At 58.1% G+C, this 18,221-nt stretch carries 13 protein-coding genes and 2 tRNA genes; 10 read left to right on the top strand and 5 right to left on the bottom strand.

The window, feature by feature from the left end:
* Positions 1–8: 8 nt before the first annotated feature.
* A complete protein-coding gene (locus CLV84_RS16955) occupies positions 9–1,244 on the bottom strand; it encodes a DEAD/DEAH box helicase (RefSeq protein WP_104420941.1) in 1,236 nt (411 codons plus the stop codon).
* 111 nt (positions 1,245–1,355) lie between these two features.
* Here CLV84_RS16955 and pncA point away from each other — a divergent pair, with 111 nt between their 5' ends.
* The 5 genes from pncA to CLV84_RS16980 all read left to right on the top strand — a co-directional run bounded on the left by pncA (position 1,356) and on the right by CLV84_RS16980 (position 4,929).
* Complete coding sequence (gene pncA / locus CLV84_RS16960) at positions 1,356–1,964, top strand: bifunctional nicotinamidase/pyrazinamidase (RefSeq protein WP_104420942.1); 609 nt, start codon at positions 1,356–1,358, stop codon at positions 1,962–1,964.
* Positions 1,965–2,054: 90 nt separating this feature from the next.
* Positions 2,055–3,248 carry a redoxin domain-containing protein gene (locus CLV84_RS16965; RefSeq protein WP_104420943.1) on the top strand — a complete coding sequence of 398 codons (1,194 nt, stop codon included), beginning with the start codon at positions 2,055–2,057 and terminating at the stop codon, positions 3,246–3,248.
* A 62-nt stretch (positions 3,249–3,310) separates the two neighbouring features.
* Positions 3,311–4,624 carry a 30S ribosomal protein S12 methylthiotransferase RimO gene (rimO, locus tag CLV84_RS16970; RefSeq protein ID WP_104420944.1) on the top strand — a complete coding sequence of 438 codons (1,314 nt, stop codon included), beginning with the start codon at positions 3,311–3,313 and terminating at the stop codon, positions 4,622–4,624.
* Between the two features lie 52 nt (positions 4,625–4,676).
* Positions 4,677–4,758: transfer RNA gene (locus CLV84_RS16975), tRNA-Leu, on the top strand.
* A gap of 87 nt (positions 4,759–4,845) precedes the next feature.
* A tRNA-Leu gene (locus CLV84_RS16980) sits at positions 4,846–4,929 on the top strand.
* 70 nt (positions 4,930–4,999) lie between these two features.
* Here the strand turns inward: CLV84_RS16980 and CLV84_RS16985 are convergent.
* Positions 5,000–6,001 (bottom strand): hypothetical protein, encoded by a 1,002-nt coding sequence (locus tag CLV84_RS16985; protein WP_146088843.1) that lies wholly within the window; start codon positions 5,999–6,001, stop codon positions 5,000–5,002.
* A gap of 26 nt (positions 6,002–6,027) precedes the next feature.
* Positions 6,028–6,582, bottom strand: a complete 555-nt coding sequence (locus tag CLV84_RS16990) for a YqgE/AlgH family protein (RefSeq protein ID WP_104420946.1) — start codon at positions 6,580–6,582, stop codon at positions 6,028–6,030.
* 143 nt (positions 6,583–6,725) lie between these two features.
* On the opposite strand from CLV84_RS16990, the gene CLV84_RS16995 reads away from it, so the two are divergent.
* The 3 genes from CLV84_RS16995 (at position 6,726) to CLV84_RS17005 (ending at position 10,588) form a co-directional block, all read left to right on the top strand.
* Positions 6,726–7,877 (top strand): cytochrome c biogenesis protein, encoded by a 1,152-nt coding sequence (locus CLV84_RS16995; RefSeq protein WP_104420947.1) that lies wholly within the window; start codon positions 6,726–6,728, stop codon positions 7,875–7,877.
* A 5-nt stretch (positions 7,878–7,882) separates the two neighbouring features.
* Positions 7,883–9,457, top strand: a complete 1,575-nt coding sequence (locus CLV84_RS17000; protein WP_104420948.1) for a S8 family peptidase — start codon at positions 7,883–7,885, stop codon at positions 9,455–9,457.
* A 234-nt stretch (positions 9,458–9,691) separates the two neighbouring features.
* Positions 9,692–10,588, top strand: a complete 897-nt coding sequence (locus tag CLV84_RS17005) for an OmpA/MotB family protein (protein ID WP_104420949.1) — start codon at positions 9,692–9,694, stop codon at positions 10,586–10,588.
* Positions 10,589–10,623: 35 nt separating this feature from the next.
* On the opposite strand, the gene tilS is transcribed toward CLV84_RS17005, so the two are convergent.
* Both tilS and CLV84_RS17015 read right to left on the bottom strand, forming a co-directional pair.
* Positions 10,624–11,952 carry a tRNA lysidine(34) synthetase TilS gene (gene tilS, locus CLV84_RS17010; protein ID WP_104420950.1) on the bottom strand — a complete coding sequence of 443 codons (1,329 nt, stop codon included), beginning with the start codon at positions 11,950–11,952 and terminating at the stop codon, positions 10,624–10,626.
* 2 nt (positions 11,953–11,954) lie between these two features.
* Positions 11,955–12,428, bottom strand: a complete 474-nt coding sequence (locus CLV84_RS17015) for a 23S rRNA (pseudouridine(1915)-N(3))-methyltransferase RlmH (RefSeq protein ID WP_104420951.1) — start codon at positions 12,426–12,428, stop codon at positions 11,955–11,957.
* Positions 12,429–12,671: 243 nt separating this feature from the next.
* Here CLV84_RS17015 and prmA point away from each other — a divergent pair, with 243 nt between their 5' ends.
* Positions 12,672–13,505 carry a 50S ribosomal protein L11 methyltransferase gene (gene prmA, locus CLV84_RS17020; protein ID WP_104420952.1) on the top strand — a complete coding sequence of 278 codons (834 nt, stop codon included), beginning with the start codon at positions 12,672–12,674 and terminating at the stop codon, positions 13,503–13,505.
* A gap of 11 nt (positions 13,506–13,516) precedes the next feature.
* Positions 13,517–18,220, top strand: a complete 4,704-nt coding sequence (locus CLV84_RS17025; RefSeq protein ID WP_146088844.1) for a hypothetical protein — start codon at positions 13,517–13,519, stop codon at positions 18,218–18,220.
* The last annotated feature ends 1 nt before the right edge of the window (position 18,221 follow it).

An 18,221-nucleotide genomic window follows, 5' to 3' on the forward strand; every position in this document is an offset into this window, starting at 1 on the left:
GCTCCGACTTATTTTCGCTTTCCCTTGCGCTTACTGGTCACTTTTTCTACTTCATCCAGCAGATCGGCCAGCCCCATCTGGTCTTCCTTACTCAGGGTCAGGGTCTGCTGGTATTCGCTTTTATCGAGTGGGACGACCCGGATCGCGTGGCCGGTGTAGTTTTCAATTGCCTGCAACAGGGGTTGCTCGTCGGGGGCGCAGAAGGAATAGGCAACGCCGCGGCGTTTGCCCCGTCCCGTGCGTCCGACCCGGTGGACGTAATTATCCGCCTGCTCGGGAAGGTCGTAATTCACCACGTGCGTTACGTCCGGAATGTCGATGCCTCGGGCACTGACGTCGGTCGCGACCATGACCCGCTCCGCCCCGGCGCGAAAGCCATCTAAAGCCGCTTCCCGCTCCGCTTGTTCCATGTCACCGTGGAGGGTGATGGTGGCAATCCCGACGCGGTCCATCGCTTTGGCAATCCGTTCGCAACGTACCCGAGTGCGTGCGAAAACCAACAGTTTTGCGTCCTCGTTTTCTTTTACCATTCGCTCCAGGAAAAAGCGTTTATCGTCCATCTCCACGAAAGCGACGGAATGGTCAACGTTTTTACTCACCGGGTCCTTGGGGGAAATGCGGATCCGGATCGGGTTCTTGACCAGCGAGTAGGCCAGTTTCTTGATGCGCTCGTCGATGGTAGCCGAAAAAAAGAGCGTTTGGTGCTTCCGCTTCAGGTGGCCGATCACCCCGCGGATGTCTTCGATAAAGCCCAGGTCGAGCATGAGGTCGGCCTCGTCGAGTACGAGGATATCCACCCGCTCCAGCCGCAGTAGCTGCCTTCCCAGTAGGTCGTACATCCGCCCGGGCGTGGTGATGAGGAGGTCCAGCTCCTTGGTTAGTTTGGCTATCTGCGGTTCGATCTCGACCCCGCCGGTCAGGCCAAGAACGTTGACCCCGGTGCCCCGCGCGAGGGCGGTAAAGACTTTGGTAAGCTGAAGGGCAAGTTCGCGGGTAGGCACCATGACCAGGCAGCTGATGCCAGACTCCCGCCACTGGCTTTGCTTACGTTCGTGCAGTTTCTGCAGAATGGGAATAGCGAAGGCCGCGGTCTTTCCCGTCCCCGTCTGGGCGATGGCCAGCACGTCTTCCCCGTCCAGGATGGGGCGGATCGCCCGGTATTGGATATCTGTCGGCCGTTTCCAGCCCTGCTTGCCGATGCTGGTCTTCAGTTCCTGGGAAAGGGGATAATCGGTAAACTTCATAGAAAGAGGGTAGGGCGACGGAGCGCGGGTGCCAAGCAAACAACGGGCCACGCAGCCATTTGGTTAAACCTCCGGCCCGGCAACGGATTATCTAGGTAACAAAAGCAGTTTATGGCTCCCCAGGACACCGCACTCATTATCGTAGACCTTCAGGTCGATTTCATGCCCACCGGCATGCTCCCCGTACCGGAGGGCGATCGCGTGGTGCCCATTGCCAACCGGCTTATGTCCGAATACCCGACGGTTGTGGCCACCCAGGACTGGCACCCCGCCAATCACGGCTCCTTCGCGGCCAACCACATGTGGCGCAAACCCGGGCAGGTGATCGACCTCAACGGGCTGCAACAGGTGCTCTGGCCAATTCACTGCGTGCAGGATACCTGGGGTTCCGAGTTCGTTGCCGACCTGAACGTCGAGGGAATCGATCGGGTCTTCCGCAAGGGAACCGATCCGGAGATCGACAGCTATTCCGGCTTCTACGACAACGGCCACCGCAAAGCTACCGGTATGGCGGAATGGTTACGGGAACGTGGGATCCGCAACATCCACGTGCTGGGCCTGGCTCTCGATTACTGCGTCAAGTTTACGGTGCTGGACGGACTGCGGGAAGGTTTCGCGGTAACCTTGATCCAGGAAGCCTCTCGCCCGGTGGAGCTCCAACCCGGCGACGGGGAACGAGCGATAGTGGAGATGGTCGCGGCCGGCGCGACGGTGGGGTAAGACATCGGATGTGTCAGTACTGCCGTTTTGGCAGTACTGACACATCCGATGTCTAAATCAATCGTATTTTAGGCGTCTTAAACGTCGATTATGAACAGGCTCCTATTCCTCTTTCCCTTTATCTTTTATCTCGCTTGCGGAGCGGAGGAGGGGGACGCTCCCGCCACGACCACCCAGGAAGCTACTCCGGCCCCGAGCTACGAAGCCGATCCGCAGCCGGTGGCCAAGCAGGAGGTCGAGACGCTGGCCGTAGGTAGCCGGGCTCCGGATTTCACTTTACCCGGCGCCGACGGAAAAATGCACGGTCTGGACGACTATTCCGACGCCGCCGTCCTCGTACTGGCCTTCACCGCCAATCATTGTCCGACCGCCCAGGCGTACGAGCAGCGACTCATCGATTTTCAAGACGCCTACCGTGACAAGGGGGTGCAGGTCATCGCTATCAGCCCTAATAGCCCGCTTGGTTTGCTGTACGAGGAGCTGGGGTATACCGATCTTAATGACGATTACGACAAGCTAGCCGTCCGAGCAGACTATGCCGGTTATAACTTCCCCTACCTCTACGATGGCGACGACCACCAGGTATCGCTGCAGTACGGTCCGGTGGCTACTCCTCATATTTTCATCCTGGATGCGGATCGGGTGCTCCGGTATACGGGGAGGATTGACAAAAGCGAACGGCCCGGAACGGCGAATGCCGAGGATTTACGCGCCGCCACCGATGCACTCCTGGCCGGTGAGGCCGTTCCCGAGCCAACGACACCTACCTTCGGTTGCTCTACCAAGTGGGCATGGAAGACCGAATACAACGAAAAATCCGAAGCGGACTGGCGGGCGCGCCAAGTGAGTCTGCAGTCCGCCGATCAGGAAAAGGTAAGGGAACTGGTGGCTAACGAGGACAGTGATAAACTTCGCCTGATCAACGTATGGGCTACCTGGTGCGGCCCCTGTGTCATGGAATATCCGGAGTTCATCAAGCTCCAGCGGATGTACGGGGCGCGGGATTTTGAGTTCGTGTCCATCTCGGCCGACAAGCCCGATAAAGCGGATCGCGCCCTGGCCTTCCTAGAGAAGGTGCATTCCGGCGTGGCTAATTACCTATTTACCGGAGACAATATTTATGAACTGGTCGAAGCGCTCGACTCCAGCTGGAACGGGGCCTTGCCCTATACCATACTCGTGGAGCCGGGCGGGGAGGTGGTATACAGCCACCAGGCGGAGGTGGACTTCCTGGAGTTGAAGCGCGCGATTGTCGAGCACGACATGATGGGAAGGGTTTACTAAATCGTACCCCTTCCCGGGCTGGCATACAATGCGTACCTTTGCGGCCGCTAATCCGGAACCGTATGAAAACCAGAACGCTACGACCCGACAAGGTCAACGTCATCACGCTCGGCTGTTCCAAGAATCTGGTCGATTCCGAGAACATCATCACCCAGCTGAAGGCCAACGATTACGACGTGCAACACGATAGTAATCAGGAGGCCAACATCGTCATCGTTAATACCTGCGGCTTCATCGACCTGGCCAAGGAAGAGAGTGTCAATACCATTCTGGACTACGCCGATCGGAAGTCGCGCGGCGAGATCGAACGACTTTACGTGACGGGCTGCCTTAGTCAGCGCTACAAGGACAACCTGGAAGCGGAGATCCCGGAGGTCGACGACTTTTTCGGTACCATGGAATTACCGGGACTGCTCGCCCGCCTGGAAGCGGATTATAAACACGATCTGATCGGGGAGCGATTCATCACTACCCCGGAGCACTACGCCTACCTCAAAATCAGCGAGGGGTGTAACCGTACCTGTTCTTTTTGTGCCATCCCCTTGATGCGGGGAGACCATATCAGTCGACCGATCGAAGAACTGGTACGCCAGGCCGAGCACTTCGCCCGGAATGGTGTCAAGGAACTGATGCTAATCGCCCAGGAGCTCACCTATTACGGCCTGGACCTCTACAAAACCCGTAAACTAGGGGATCTGCTGGAGGCGCTGGCGGCGGTGGAGGGCATTCGGTGGATCCGCCTGCACTACGCCTATCCTTCCAAGTTTCCCCGGGAGGTGTTCGACGTGATGCGGGCGCAGCCGAAAGTCTGTAACTACCTCGACATCCCGCTGCAACACGGTTCGGATGCGGTGTTACAACGGATGCGGCGGCAAATTACCCGCCAGGAAACCACCGACCTGATCGCTTACGCGCGGAAGGCCGTGCCCGATATTGCCATCCGCACCACCTTCCTGGTGGGGTACCCCGGAGAGACCGAGGCTGAATTCGAGGAAATGTGCGATTTCGTCCGCGAGATGCGGTTCGAGCGACTCGGAGTCTTTCAGTATTCCCACGAGGAAGATACCCGCGCCTACGACGCAGAAGACGACGTGCCGGCGGAGGTGAAGGCAGACCGCGCGGCGCGACTCATGGAAATCCAGCGGGAGATCAGTCTACAGCTCAACGAGCAGCGCATCGGCCGGGAAGTGACCGTACTGATCGACCGGAAGGACGGCGACCACTACGTCGGGCGTACGGAGTATGACAGTCCGGATGTAGACAACGAAGTCCATCTGGATGCCAACAGCGCCTACCTGCGGACGGGGGATATGGTCACCGCCAGGGTAACCGACGCCACGGAGTACGATTTAATTGCCGAACTGGTTGTAGGGTAAGCCAGCGACGCTTACTTTTGCCCTCGCTCCGGAAAACGCTCCGGACGTACCGGCCGCTATGGCGGAATTGGTAGACGCGCTGGATTCAAAATCCAGTTCCTTCGGGAGTGTGGGTTCGATTCCCACTGGCGGTACGAATCCAGGCAAAAAAATTTGTCTGGGTTGTTGGAAATTAAGTTGGGCCGTATATCTTTGCGGCCCCTTACCGGGAACTCCAAAATGCCGGAGTGGTGAAACTGGTAGACACGCACGTTTCAGAGGCGTGTGCTTTTACGAGCGTGGGGGTTCGACTCCCCCCTCCGGCACAGAACTTCCTAGTTCTACGAAGCCTCGATCCTTAAATGGGTCGGGGCTTTTTCCATTGGGACTACCAACTCAGCGTTGCTCGGGCCGGCGTTCCTCGCCGTTCACCCGCATGACGAAGGCATCCGAAGTATACCTGGCGCGAATTTCCCGAAGTACCTGCCGTAGCCGGCTTTCATCCGAATAGGTGACTTCGACCCCGAGTCGGGTATTGCGACCGACCTCCTCCGTGAAGGGAGTGTATCCCGCCTCGCTCAGTCGCCGGACCTGTTTGTCGACGTTGCGTTGGCGGGCGTAGAGACCGATGGCGATGATGGCGGTATTCGTCTGGCTAGCGATTGGCTGGTCTTCCGGGGGCCGCACTACCGTCGCGGAAGGTTCGAGGGTAGGGGGCGCCGCCGGCCGGACATCGTTTGCGTCGATCAGGGCTGCATCTTCCGCCGGCCTGACAAGCGCGGGCGCGCGCTCCCGGGCAGTGGGTCGATCGTCGGGGGTGGCAAACTGCTCCCCAATCGCTCCGCCCAGCCGGAACAACAGGTAGAGAACCAGCAGCAGGCCGGCCAGTCCGGCCGCGTACCATAGCACGCCCCGGTATTGCATCGGCCACGCGGACTTGGCCACTACTACCTCCTGGTTTGGCGCGGCGGAGGGGCGTGGTGGAACTGCCGCAGGTTTTTCCTTCCGGACGATCGGTTTCAGATTAATCTCGGGAAGTCCGAAGGATTCTTTGCTGAAGTTGGTGGCTCCCGGGGAAAAGCGGACATCACCGTCCTGATGCCGGTACAGTTTACCGATACCGTCGAGCAGGACGGTGCGGCCCGCTTCTAGACTATCCCGTGTCTGGCGGACGAACGCTTCGGCGTCTTCGGGACCGATCTCTCGCCGCAATCGGCCGTCGTCCACTACCAGGTTCCCGTTGAAGGCGACGCGGGCGCAGGGAGCGGAGGCCCGGCCTTCGATCAGGCTAACCATTGCCGGTTGTTCGACCACGAGCAGCGTGCCTATTCCGGGCAGGCAGACTCTACCTTCCTCCATGAGAAGGGAGCGCAAGGATGTGGTTGCGGCTGAGTGCATGCGACAAAGTTAGGCGATCGGAGCAACTAATTATAAGTGGGCTCCTCCCGCATACCGGCGATAACACTGAAGGTGTTGCCCTTATTATGCATTACCTGGGCCCAGAGCTTTTCAGGCTGGCTCTTGAATAGGTAATTCGGATACATTCTGGCCGTGACCCAGCTACCTCCCGCTAGTTCCTCCTGGAGCTGCTTTTCCGACCAGCCGCTGTAGCCAACGAAGAAGCGGATGTCCTGAGGGGTGATCAGCTTTTGGTCGATGAGCACCTTCAGTTTCTGGTAATCTCCTCCCCAGTAAATACCTTTCACAACCTCGTCACTGCCCTCCAGAATCTCTCCTTTATTGTGCAGATAATGGACGGTATCCGTTCCTACGGGGCCACCGAAGTAGACCGGGGCGTCAAACTCGGGGAAGTCCTTCACCAGTTCGTCTACCCGCATATTCACCTTATGGTTAATGATAAAGCCCAAGCTGCCTTCCTCGTTGTGCTCTACCAGGAGTATGGTGCTCCGCTTGAAGTTCTGGTCAAGCATGAAAGGCTCGGCCAGGAGGATCGTACCATTGCGAATTTCGTCAGACATAGGGTAGCGCTTTGCGTTAATTAAAGTAATCGAAACGGCTCCAGGTTGAAAATTTTCTTTCCGCCGTGGCATTTTGCGGTCAAAATATCTGCCTGTCAGCAAGGTGCGTGGTGGAGGAGAAGTTCAAGCGCTACCTTTGCGGCATGGAAAGATTGATGGGCCAAAGCTGGTGGAAAGTACTGAGCGTCCTGATCCTGGTTTACGCGATCACCGCCGGTATGTTGGTGCCCCTGAAGCCCAACCTGCTCTCCGTAACCCCCAATGCAGCGCAACTCGGCACGACCCAGCGTTTCGACCTGGTAGGTTACAATACGGAGTTTACCGCGGATGAGGGCGCTACCCGTGCGTGGCTTAACTACGGGGATGGCTACGCCCTGGAAGCCTCCCGGGTGGACGTGGTGGACGATCGCCGTGCCACGGTTACCTTTGAAGTACCCGCCTTTCTTCCGGCCGATCGTCCGGAAAACAAGAAACTTTCCCTCATTGTCAGTGGTCCCGGTAGCGGGGCTTTTGTTTCTCCCGACGTGGTTGTCATCCGGCAGTCCGCAGCGCCGCCCGATCTGGCCGGCGTGCAGGAGGCATGGCAGCGTACCGCGATGCAGAAGGGAGACCTGACGGCCTATGATGGCATGTCTTATCCCTACCGCAGCCTGCTGTCGGAAACCATCCGCAACACCTACTTTCACGTCAGTCTCTGGTTCGCGATGATGTTCCTCTTCATTGCGGCGGTGACGTACTCCGTCAAGTACCTGCGGCGCAAAACCAAGCAGGACCGTGCGGAAATCCCCGATGTCGTACCCCTTTCCGAAATTAGCAAACTGGAGCGGGCGGATACCTGGGCCGTGGTATTCACCGGCGTGGGAATGTTGTTCGGTGTGCTCGGACTCCTTACCGGCGCGGTCTGGGCCAAGTACACCTGGGGAAGCTTCTGGAACTGGGACATCAAGCAGTTTACTACCCTGATCGCGCTGCTGATCTACGGCGGGTATTTCGTGCTGCGGGCGGCCTTCCCCGATCCGGAGCGGCGAGCCCGTCTCGGAGCCGTCTATAACATCTTTGCTTTCGTCTGCCTGATTCCGCTGATCTATATTCTTCCCCGACTCAGCACCACTAGCCTCCACCCAGGGGCCGAAGGCAACCCGGCCATGGGCGGAGAGGATCTCGACAATACGATGCGCATGGTATTCTATCCAACCATCATTGGCTGGACCCTATTTGGCGGCTGGATGGCTACGGTGGCTTACCGGACCCGCGTACTGGGCGAGCGGCTCCTGCGACGGGACGAAACATATTAACAACGATGATGCGTGGTACATGGCTGTTTTGGCTGATCACCTTAGGTCCGGCCTTTGCTCCGGCCCAGCGCATCACGACGGAACTGATCTGCCGCTGGGAAAGCCCGGCAATGCCAGCCAAACGGCATACCATTGCCACCGCCACGTATCAGTGGTTGACCGAGGATATCGCCTTGCTCCGGTTTCCGACGCCCGAATCAGCCGCTAGTGCGCAGCGGGCACTACTCGAACAAAAGGGGGCCGTGACCGTGCAGTACAACCATCGGGTAGCTTTCCGGGAAGTACCGAACGATCCCCAGTATTTCCGGCAGGCCAACATGCAACGCTCTGGGTACGAGGAAGCCTGGAACCTGACGACCGGTGGCCGCACCGCCGGAGGAGTTCCCATTGTCACCGCCGTACTCGACGCTGGATTCGATACGGACCACGTGGATCTCCTGGGAAATATTTGGAAGAACGAAGCCGAGATCCCCGGCGACGGTATCGATAATGACGCCAATGGCTTCGTAGACGACACCAACGGCTGGAACTTCGTAGACCAATCGCCTGACCACCCCGCCGACGTGCACGGTACGGCGGTCGCCGGTTTGCTGGGGGCCACTGGCAACAATGCCACCGGCGTAACGGGTACCAACTGGCAAGCGCGGCTGATGCTCTTCACCATCAGTACCGTGGCGGACATCATCGCCGCCTACCAATACGTGATCGATCAGCGAAGCGAATACAACCGCACGGGCGGCAGCGCGGGCGCATTCGTCGTGGCCACGAACGCCAGTTTCGGTATCGAGGACGCCACCTGTGAGGATTTTCCCGTGTGGGGCGATATGTACGACCGTCTGGGTCAGGTGGGCGTGCTCACCGCCGCCAGTGTGGCCAACGTCGGTCGCGACGCCGATCTGGCCGGCGATATGCCGATAGACTGCCCCAGTAATTTTCTCATCGGCGTGACGAACGTAGATGCGGACGACGGGCTGTTTGCCGCTTCCGGGTACGGCCGGGAAAACGTAGATCTCGCCGCCCCCGGTGAGCAGAGTTATACTACCCGACCCGGCAACACCTACGGTACGTTCGGTAGCACCAGCGCCGCGGCGCCCTACGTTACGGGAGCGATTTCCTTGCTCTACGCTACACCATCGTGCCCGAGTCTGGAGGCAGGCGCCAGGACCGATCCCGCCCCGGCGGCCCTGCGCGTCCGCGCGGCGATCCTGGCTTCCGTCAGGCCCGAATCCAGCCTGTCGGGGATCACGGTTACCGGCGGCATTATTGACGCAGGTGCCGCTCAGGCCGCTATATTGGACGATTGCCTGGAAGAAGGGGCAGCTTTCGGCATCCAAATCGCCTTTCCCAATCCGACGTCCGGGAGGTTGCAGGTACTGACCACCGCACGTGCTTTACCCGAAAACGCGGAAGTACAGCTATTCGACGCCATGGGCCGAAGGGTGGGGGGGGCGGCATTTTTTCGCTACCGCGTCGATCCGGTAGGACTTGAAGCGGATCTTTCGGGGCTGCCGGCGGGTTGGTACTACCTCCGGGTTACGGACGAAAACCGGGTGGCGGGGATAAATTTTTTGAAGCAGTAGGGTGACCGGACTTGCGGGTGTCCGTCATAGTATCGGAACGCCAGCCGGTGCACCGGAAAACGACAATTAGGCACAAACATTTACACGAAATTCCACAAATATTTGGGCGTGGTGTAGAATTTCCCAATCTTCGCGGGTCTCTATTGGACAGTCGATCGGGCAAGCCGTCAACGAGTCCGTTCGCCTTACCTGTTCGCCCATTTGGGCACTCCTTACTCCCAACCTTTTTCTGCTATGCTAAAAAATTCCCTGCTCTTCCTGGTCCTTTTACTGGGCCTCACCTCCTGTGTAAGCAAAAAGAAATTCGAGTCACTCCAGGCCGACGTCACTTCCCGTGACGAGCTCATCGCCCAGCGCGATCAGGAGCTGAATCGCTACGCCCAGCAGCTCGCGGAGTGCGAACGCCGGGAGCTCCAGTTGGAAAACGAACTGGAAACCGCCAACGCCCAGGCCACCCTGCGTGAAGAACAAGTCGTGGACCTCCGGGAGCAACGCGATCGCCAGCTGACCCAGCTCGAAGGGCTGACCAACCTCAGTCAGGGAGCCAGCCAGAACATCAGCCAGACCCTTTCTCAGCTTGAAGGGAAGGATCGTTATATCCGGGTACTGCAGGCTGCCAAGTCGCGCGCCGACTCCATCAACCTCGCCCTGGCCGTCAACCTCAAAAGCGTACTGCGTGACGGTATCGAGGACGAGGACGTAACCATCGAGGTAGATAAGACCGTGGTTTACATCAACCTCTCCGATAAGATGCTCTACAAGAGCGGAAGTTACCAGATCACCGACCGCGCCGCCGAGGTGCTGGAAAAGATCGCCTCGATTGCGAAAAGCCGCCCCAGCCTGGAGATCATGGTGGAAGGCTACACCGATAACGTGCCCATCAACACCAACTGTGTGAAGGACAACTGGGACCTTTCCGTCCTCCGGGCTACGGCGGTGGTCAAAGCCCTGGAAAACAAGTTCGATATCGATCCCAATCGCCTGATCGCCGCCGGCCGCGGAGAGTACAACCAGCTGGTCGATAACACGACGGCCGAAAACCGCTCCATCAACCGCCGGACCCGGATCATTCTCCTTCCGAGACTGGACCAGTTCTACGATCTGCTCGATCCCACGAAGGTTCCCGAATAGGCAGCAATGCCCTTTATTCGGCAAGCCCCGGACTACTACGGTAGTTCGGGGCTTGCTCGTTCGGTGCGTATCCGTAACACCCTTTCATCGTTCGGCCCGACGGCAAACGAGTTCGCAATTCGGTGCCCGACGATAGCTACGATCCGGCCTTCGCTATCCACGAGTACGGGGGTGAGGTCCCGCTCCCAGTGCGGTACTTTTTGGTCGATAAAAAAGTCCTTTACCTTTTTCCTTCCCTGCATACCCAGTGGATCGAAACGGTCACCGGGGGCGCGGGCCCGCAGGTGCAACGGAAGTTGCGGGATCCGGACAAAATCGATACCCCTTTCCTCTAACACGGCCGGCGCTTCCACCACGTCTAGGCGAATCTTTTGATGACCGAAGACCACGGTTGCGGGGAGCCTTTCCACGGTGGATGCTACGGGTACCAGGTTGGATTTCGGCCTAAACAAGATGGTCTCTTCCGTAACCACCGCGCGGTGGGTCGCGGAGGTTACCTCGAAGGCACCCGATTTGGTCGCCAGCTGCCGGAACTGATCCTCCGTGAAGCCTAGGTTCTTACCGTAGTGCCATAGCAGGGTAAGGAGGTCCCGTTCGCCCAAACCAGCCAGCGTCCGATCGATCCGTAGGGAATCCTCCGTTCGGGTAACGGCGGGGTGGGCGAGTAGTCCGTCTTGGTAAAATCGCTCGGCGGACCGCAGGTGGTCGAACGTGCGACGCAGGTTATCGTCGGTCAGTCCGGCTGCCCGGAGACCGGGAATGACGGTGTGGCGAAGCCGGTTGCGCAGATAGTCGGTCTCCGCATTGGTACGGTCGTCCCGCCAAGTAAGCCCCTCAGCCAATGCGTACGCCAGGATATCGGCCTTCCCGGCAAAGAGCAGCGGCCGTGCAACGGGAAATGCGGTTTGCAAGGGCACGCCGCGCATGCCGCTTAGGCCGGTTCCCCGCAGCAGATTCAGCAGCTGGGTTTCCAGATTATCATCCAGTTGGTGAGCGGTGAGCAAGGTGGTGTAGTGGTACTCATCCAGAATTTTCTTAAAATGATCATACCTTACTTGCCTGGCCCAGATCTGCAAGTTAAAACCTGCGGGTCGCGGGTGGGGGGGGGGAGCCGTGCGGCCGTGATAGGCGCAGCCGTAGCGGGTGGCCAGCTCCCGAACCCAACGTTCGTCACCGTCGGAATCTTCGCCCCGGAGCTGGTAATTGCAGTGGGCCATTCCAAAGGTGTACCCTTCGGTGGCCAAGAGGTGAGCGAGGGTACAACTGTCCAACCCGCCGCTGACGGCCAGCAGTAAGCGGTCCTGGGGCCCGAAGAGCTTTTCCCGGGCCACGAATGCACGAAAGCCACGCCGCAATTCCGTCATCTTCAGGAATTATGGTATTTCTCATTGCGAAGGATGGTCATGGCCCGGTAGATTTGTTCCAGTAAAAACAAGCGGACCATTTGGTGGCTGAACGTCATCCGGCTGAGGCTCAATTGCTGATCCGCGCGGGCGTAAACCGCCTCGGTAAAACCAAATGCGCCGCCGACCGCGAATACCAGCCGCCGCGCCGGACGCTGTAACTCTTTCTCCATCCACCTGGATAATTCAACGCTGGAGTACGTCGCGCCGCCTTCGTCGAGCAGCACGAGCCGGTCTTCCGGACCAATGCGCGACAGCAAGAGCTTGCCTTCCGCTTCCTTCAATTCCTCCGAACTCATTTTTCCCGCCATGCGGATGTCCGGGAGTATCTCGACGGCCACGGGTAAGTAGTGGCTCAGCCGTTTAGCGTATATCTCTTCGCCGGTGCGGAGATATTTTTCCTTGGTTTTGCCGATAAAGTACAGTTGGACCTTCACTGCTTAGCATACGTGAGTTCGCAAGGTAGGGTTCCGGTCCTTTACGCAGCCGGCTAATCAGCTTAACCGACCAGCGAGACCTACCATCTTCTGACGGCCGAAGGGGGGGATGGCGGCGATTACCCCCATCCCGGTAACGCGGTAGTAGGGCAATCCTTTGGCCGGTATAGATTATCCGTATCCACTCCATCCCGGTAAAAGCCGGTTACTTTGCGCTATTTCCCAACCAGAATAAACTGCCCCATGTACACTGCTTACCCGATTGATTGTGCAGCCGAGGATGTCGACGTGCTGATCGCCCTATTGGCCGATACCGGCTTCGATTCCTTCGAGGAAACCGAAACTGGCGTAACGGCTTATGGCCTGCGGGAGCAACTGGAGCGGGATACCGCGACGTTACGGTCCTTGCAGGACCGGTTTGCCTTTACGTACTATTCCGAACACCTGGAGGAGAAGAACTGGAACGCCATCTGGGAGAGCGGTTTCCAGCCCATCCGCATTGACGACCGGCTCTCCCTTCGTGCCACGTTTCACCCCCCGGTACCGGAGGTGAAGTACGATCTGGTGATCGACCCTAAAATGTCCTTTGGGACCGGACACCACGCCACTACGTACATGATGTGCGAACTGTTACTGGAGCATTTCCCGGCGCATCCGGCTCCAGGACAGCGGGTGCTTGACTACGGCTGCGGCACGGGCGTGCTCGGAATACTGGCCAAGCGACTGGGAGCCGACCAGGTGGATGCGGTGGATATCGAACCGTGGGCCATCGAGAACAGTAGGGAAAACGCGGCGACAAACCATGTTATTTTTGACCGTTTGGTTGTCGGAACGCTCGATGAAATACTGACCGGTATGCCCTACGACCTAGTGCTGGCAAACATAAATCGGAACGTACTATTAGCATCTGCGGAGGCGTTGAGTGGGAACACGCGCCCGGGCGGAAGGGTCTACGCAAGTGGTATCTTACTCCAGGACGCTGACTCGGTGATCGATCGGTATCGCCGGGCCGGATTTGCCCACCTTCGGACGGTGGCCCGTGAAGATTGGCGGGCGTTAGAATTTATCCGCGAATGAACAGAATATTTATGCGGTCCTATTTAATGAGTGCCTTTGTACTCCTAGCAATCAATTGCCGGGCCCAACTAGCCGCGTTGGAGCCGGACGCGGATCTTGTTGCCTACGAGGAGCAGCTGGAAGCCTACATGACCGGGACGCGGAACGATCGCGCCGAGGAAGCCTACGCCAACTTCATCGGTAGTTTTCTCGGCGGAGGCTTTACGGAGGCCCAACAAAAGCGCATCGTACAGAACTCCGTGCTGTTGGCGAATTTCAATGCCCGCGCGGAAGGACCGATGGCAGACTACCTGGACATCCAAACCGCCCTGGCCGATGACGAGCGGGCCCAACTCTTCGGGGAATTTCACGACATGCTCACGAAAACGTTGGACGTTTACGCCAGCTCGCCTGCTTCCGTGAATAACGTGCTGACTACCTCCCTGAACTTTCTCACTCGCTCCCGCCTGGATAACACCCAGAGCAGTGAAGGCTGGTACGTGGCGGGCGGCAAACCCGCTTTTCGCTTTGAAGAAATACCCCTGCTCTTCATCGACGAGGTGCACCAGTTCAAGGGATCGAAAGCAAAGGATAGCCTGATCATCCAGGAAACGCAGCTCTACGTGGACCTGACCAACGAGATGGTCAACGGCAAGGGAGGCCGTACCGATTGGCAGCGAGTGGGCTTATCGTCGGACATCTTCGTCCGGCTGGTCGATTACAACGTCAATACGAAACGGGACCTGCTTCTATCGGATTCCGCTCACCTGCAGTATCCGCCGTACTTCGGCGATAAGATCATCTACGGCCAATACGAAGACAGGGTGCTGGCCAGCGGTCCGCGGGAAGCCGGTGAGGTACCCAGCTTCGTGTCCACCGATCGGTCGGTAACCATTGACAACATCGGGGAAAACATGAGTTTGCTCGGGCGCTTCGAACTCCGTGCGGCGCGGGTTTATGCTACGACCGACGAAGGAGCCGACCATTCGGTCACCTTGCAGATCCGCAACGACCGGGAGGAAGTTAAAATGCGCGGCGCCTCGAAACAATTCATGGTGGTACCGGGGGACCGGCTAACCGGTCAGCAAGTAGACTTCGCCATTTATTTCGGAGAGGATAGCCTCTACCATCCCAGCGCGAGTATCGATGTTGATATTCCGCAGCGGCTGGTAAAGTTGAAGCGGACCAAAAGCAGCGCCGACCGGGCGCCCTTTCTTCATAGCGCGAACCGGTTCGCGATCAGTGCCGATAACATTAACGTATATCTGGATGGAGACAGCGCCGTCGTCGGACGTACCACGGTGAGCTTTCAGGAAAAGGGGGATGTCCGTTTCGAGAGCGAAAACTATTTCAATGAACTCGAGTATACCCGGATTCGGGCCCTGGCCGGCTTTAATCCGCTGGAAGTAATTTACCGGTACCAACATGAGGTGTACGGCAGCAGCGACACGCTCTCCGCCAACGGGGTAGCCGACCGCTTCCAGAGTGGGCTCACCAGCGGAGACATTGAATCCGTGCTTTTCGATTTGCAGTCCCGCGGCTTCCTCACGTATAATCCGGAGACCCAGAAGATCATCGTATCCGACAAGTTGGAACACTACGTGCTTTCCGCCCGGGAAGCCAAGGACTACGACCGGCTGTCTTTGATAAGTAGCATTGACACGGAGAATGCCTTCATCGACTTAAAGGCCGGCACCATTCTGGTGGAAGGGGTGAAACCGATTCAATTCAACGCGGAAAAGCAGCTCGCGATCAAGCCCTACGGCGGGCAGGTGGCTATCGTAGGCGACCGAAATATCGATTTCAGCGGACAGGTCTACGCCGGGAATGCCATCCTTACGGGCAATGACTTCCACTTCAAATACGAGCCCTATTATATCCAGTTCGATTCGGTGCGCTACATCGACCTATTCCTGCCGGAAGGAGGTAACCCCGAACCCGGTGCCCGGAAGCTATCGACCGCCAGCCGCCTGGAGCACGTCAGCGGCTACTTACTGCTGGACGCTCCCAAGAATAAGAGCGGTTCGGAGGACATCGCGTATTTTCCTTCTCTCCAGACCCGGGGGCCTTCCTACATCTATTACGACCAGGCAGATAGCAACTCGCTGTATTCGCGGGACAGCTTCTACTTCGAACTTGCACCGTTCAGTTTGAATAACTTGGATAGCCTCACCGAAACCAACCTGAACCTGGAAGGAGAGTTGGTAAGTGGCGGCATATTTCCCCGGATGAAGCAGCAATTGCAGATACAGGAGGATGGTAGCCTGGGCTTCATTGCCCGCATCGATACGTTGCCGGAGAGCATGTACGGCGACCGGGGTGCCTACACCGGAGAGGTTACCCTCAACAACGGCGGATTAGTGGGAAATGGAACGCTCAAGTACCTGGAAGCGGAAATCACCAGTCCGAACATTCGGTTCGGCGTCGACAGCGCTACCACCACCGCTCAGTCCTTCGTCCTCAACGAATCCATCACCGAGAACCGTCAGGTACCCGAGGTTCGGGGAGAGGTGGTCAGCGTCACCTTTATGCCCTACGGCGACTCGCTGGCCGTAGCCCCCCAGGACGGCGGGCGGTTCGACCTTTTTGGCACCGGCGATCATACCTTCGACGGGACCCTGGTACTAACGCCCGAGGCGCTGCGGGGTGGCGGACGGCTCGACTGGTCGCAGGCAACGGTCGACAGTGAAGACTTCAACTTCGGAGCAAAAGAGGTGGTGATCGACACCGCGAGCGTCAGCATCAAAAGCCAGGGGAACTCGGAGGGCATCGCTTTGACGACCAACAACGTCAACGCGGACTTCGATTTCGCTACCGGTCAGGCTAGCTTCGGTTCCAACGGTACCGAACTGAATACGAGACTGCCCTACATCCAGTTCCGCACGTCCAGCGATCGTTTCGACTGGGATATGGCTGGAGGAAATATCACCTTCGCTACGAGCGCCGGCAAAGACCGGTTCACCAGCAACAATCCGGACCAGGACAGCCTCACCTTCACGGGGACCACCGCGGTGTACGATAACCTGGCCAGCCAGCTGAAGGTAGGTGGCGTACCCTACGTCATCAGTGCCGACGCCCGGATCATTCCCGGCGACAGCAACATCGTGGTGCAGCCGGGCGGCAAGATTCAACAGCTGACGAATGCTCAGATCGTGGCCGATACCCTGAATCAGTACCACGTCATCAACCGCGCGACGGTCGACATCGCCGGGCGCAAGGAGTATACCGCTTCCGGATTTTACGAATACAACGTGGGCGACCACGTACAAGAGTTCGAGTTACAGAACATCGTGGGTACCCGAGTGGGGAAGGGGTTGATGTCGGAGAAGGAAACCGCCACCCGTGCGGAAGGTCAGATCGACGAGACCACCCGTTTTTACATCGACGACAAAACGCGGTTTTACGGAACCATCGAACTTGACGCCGGTAGCAAAGAGTTGGCCTTCGACGGCTACGCCCGCATCGAGGCCGACAAGTTGCCGACCGCCGAGTGGTTCGTGGTCGAAAGTATGGGGGATAAAAATAACCTCGTGCTCAATACCAAGGACGCCCTCGGAAAAGATGCCAAGCCCCTCTACACCGGTTTTTACCTGAGTAAACCGGAACGACATATTTATCCGACGATGATCCAGACGCCGCAGCGGCGCGTCGATCACCCGATACTCGATGCCAGCGGGGTATTTACGTACGACGAAGAGAACGACGCCTTTCTGTTCGGGGATAGTATCCGGGTCAACGATCCGGATTCACGGGTGGGCAACCTCATGGTATTTGACCACCAGACCGGAATGGTCCGAGGAGACGGCGAGCTCGGTATCGGAGGTCGGCTTAAGTACATTTCCATGCGTAGTTACGGCACCGTAGCGATGGAGTTGCCGGAGCAGTTCGCCCGGGAGCCGGAACCGGAGGCTGCCGTTGCTTCCGACCCGCGCCCCGCCGCAGAAGAAGTCAGCCAGGATACCACCGCCGCCGACGGAGACCCCGCAACCATCACGGATAACATGTTCCTTCTGGAAGAAGAAGTGGAGGAGACCCCGGCCACCGACATCAGCGTGGTCGATATTCAGGAACGGAATCAATCCGTGACGAACTATCCGGAAACCGAGGTGGAGCTGATGACGGCCATCGACTTGATCCTGCCCAAGAGCCTCACCGAGATCATGGTAAACGACATTGCCTCCGGTGCGTATAGCGCCCCGCAGTTGCTGGTCAATCAGCGGGTAGATTTCGCCACGGCGGGTATCGAAACGCTGTTCCCGGCCGGGAACGACCGGGATCGTGCCCTGGCGGGGCTTGCGGCCGATGCCGTCGATCTCGCACCGGCCATCAACAAGCACACCTTCCTGTTTACCGACATGAAGATGCGGTGGAACGTGGATTACCAGTCTTTCGTGAGTACCGAAGCGCTGAACGGTCTGGCTTCCGTAGCCGGGCAGCCCATCAGCCGTCGGTTCGAAACGTACATGGAAGTGAAAATGACGACCGGGGGAGACGACCGCCTGTACCTGTACCTGAAGTCACCCAGTGAAACCTACTACTTCTTCGGTTTCAAGGACGGCATCCTGAACGTGGTGAGCAACAACAACAGCTTCATGAACGAATTGCGGGGTGTCAATCCGAAAGACCTCGTTCTGGAGATGGACGACGGCCTCACCTACGAGATCCTCGAGGTAACGCCGGGAACGGCTCAGACTTTCCTGAGGAGGGTTAAAAGCGCCTTCGAGACAGAAGAGTAAC

Origin of the sequence: Neolewinella xylanilytica, from assembly GCF_002934605.1 — a bacterium.
GTDB classification, from domain to species: Bacteria; Bacteroidota; Bacteroidia; order Chitinophagales; family Saprospiraceae; genus Neolewinella; species Neolewinella xylanilytica.

Coding starts and splice junctions, on each gene's coding strand:
- CLV84_RS16955 (WP_104420941.1), bottom strand. CDS start 1,244: ATGAAGTTTACCGATTATCCCCTTTCCCAGGAACTGAAGACCAGCATC.
- pncA (WP_104420942.1), top strand. CDS start 1,356: ATGGCTCCCCAGGACACCGCACTCATTATCGTAGACCTTCAGGTCGAT.
- CLV84_RS16965 (WP_104420943.1), top strand. CDS start 2,055: ATGAACAGGCTCCTATTCCTCTTTCCCTTTATCTTTTATCTCGCTTGC.
- rimO (WP_104420944.1), top strand. CDS start 3,311: ATGAAAACCAGAACGCTACGACCCGACAAGGTCAACGTCATCACGCTC.
- CLV84_RS16985 (WP_146088843.1), bottom strand. CDS start 6,001: ATGCACTCAGCCGCAACCACATCCTTGCGCTCCCTTCTCATGGAGGAA.
- CLV84_RS16990 (WP_104420946.1), bottom strand. CDS start 6,582: ATGTCTGACGAAATTCGCAATGGTACGATCCTCCTGGCCGAGCCTTTC.
- CLV84_RS16995 (WP_104420947.1), top strand. CDS start 6,726: ATGGAAAGATTGATGGGCCAAAGCTGGTGGAAAGTACTGAGCGTCCTG.
- CLV84_RS17000 (WP_104420948.1), top strand. CDS start 7,883: ATGATGCGTGGTACATGGCTGTTTTGGCTGATCACCTTAGGTCCGGCC.
- CLV84_RS17005 (WP_104420949.1), top strand. CDS start 9,692: ATGCTAAAAAATTCCCTGCTCTTCCTGGTCCTTTTACTGGGCCTCACC.
- tilS (WP_104420950.1), bottom strand. CDS start 11,952: ATGACGGAATTGCGGCGTGGCTTTCGTGCATTCGTGGCCCGGGAAAAG.
- prmA (WP_104420952.1), top strand. CDS start 12,672: ATGTACACTGCTTACCCGATTGATTGTGCAGCCGAGGATGTCGACGTG.
- CLV84_RS17025 (WP_146088844.1), top strand. CDS start 13,517: ATGCGGTCCTATTTAATGAGTGCCTTTGTACTCCTAGCAATCAATTGC.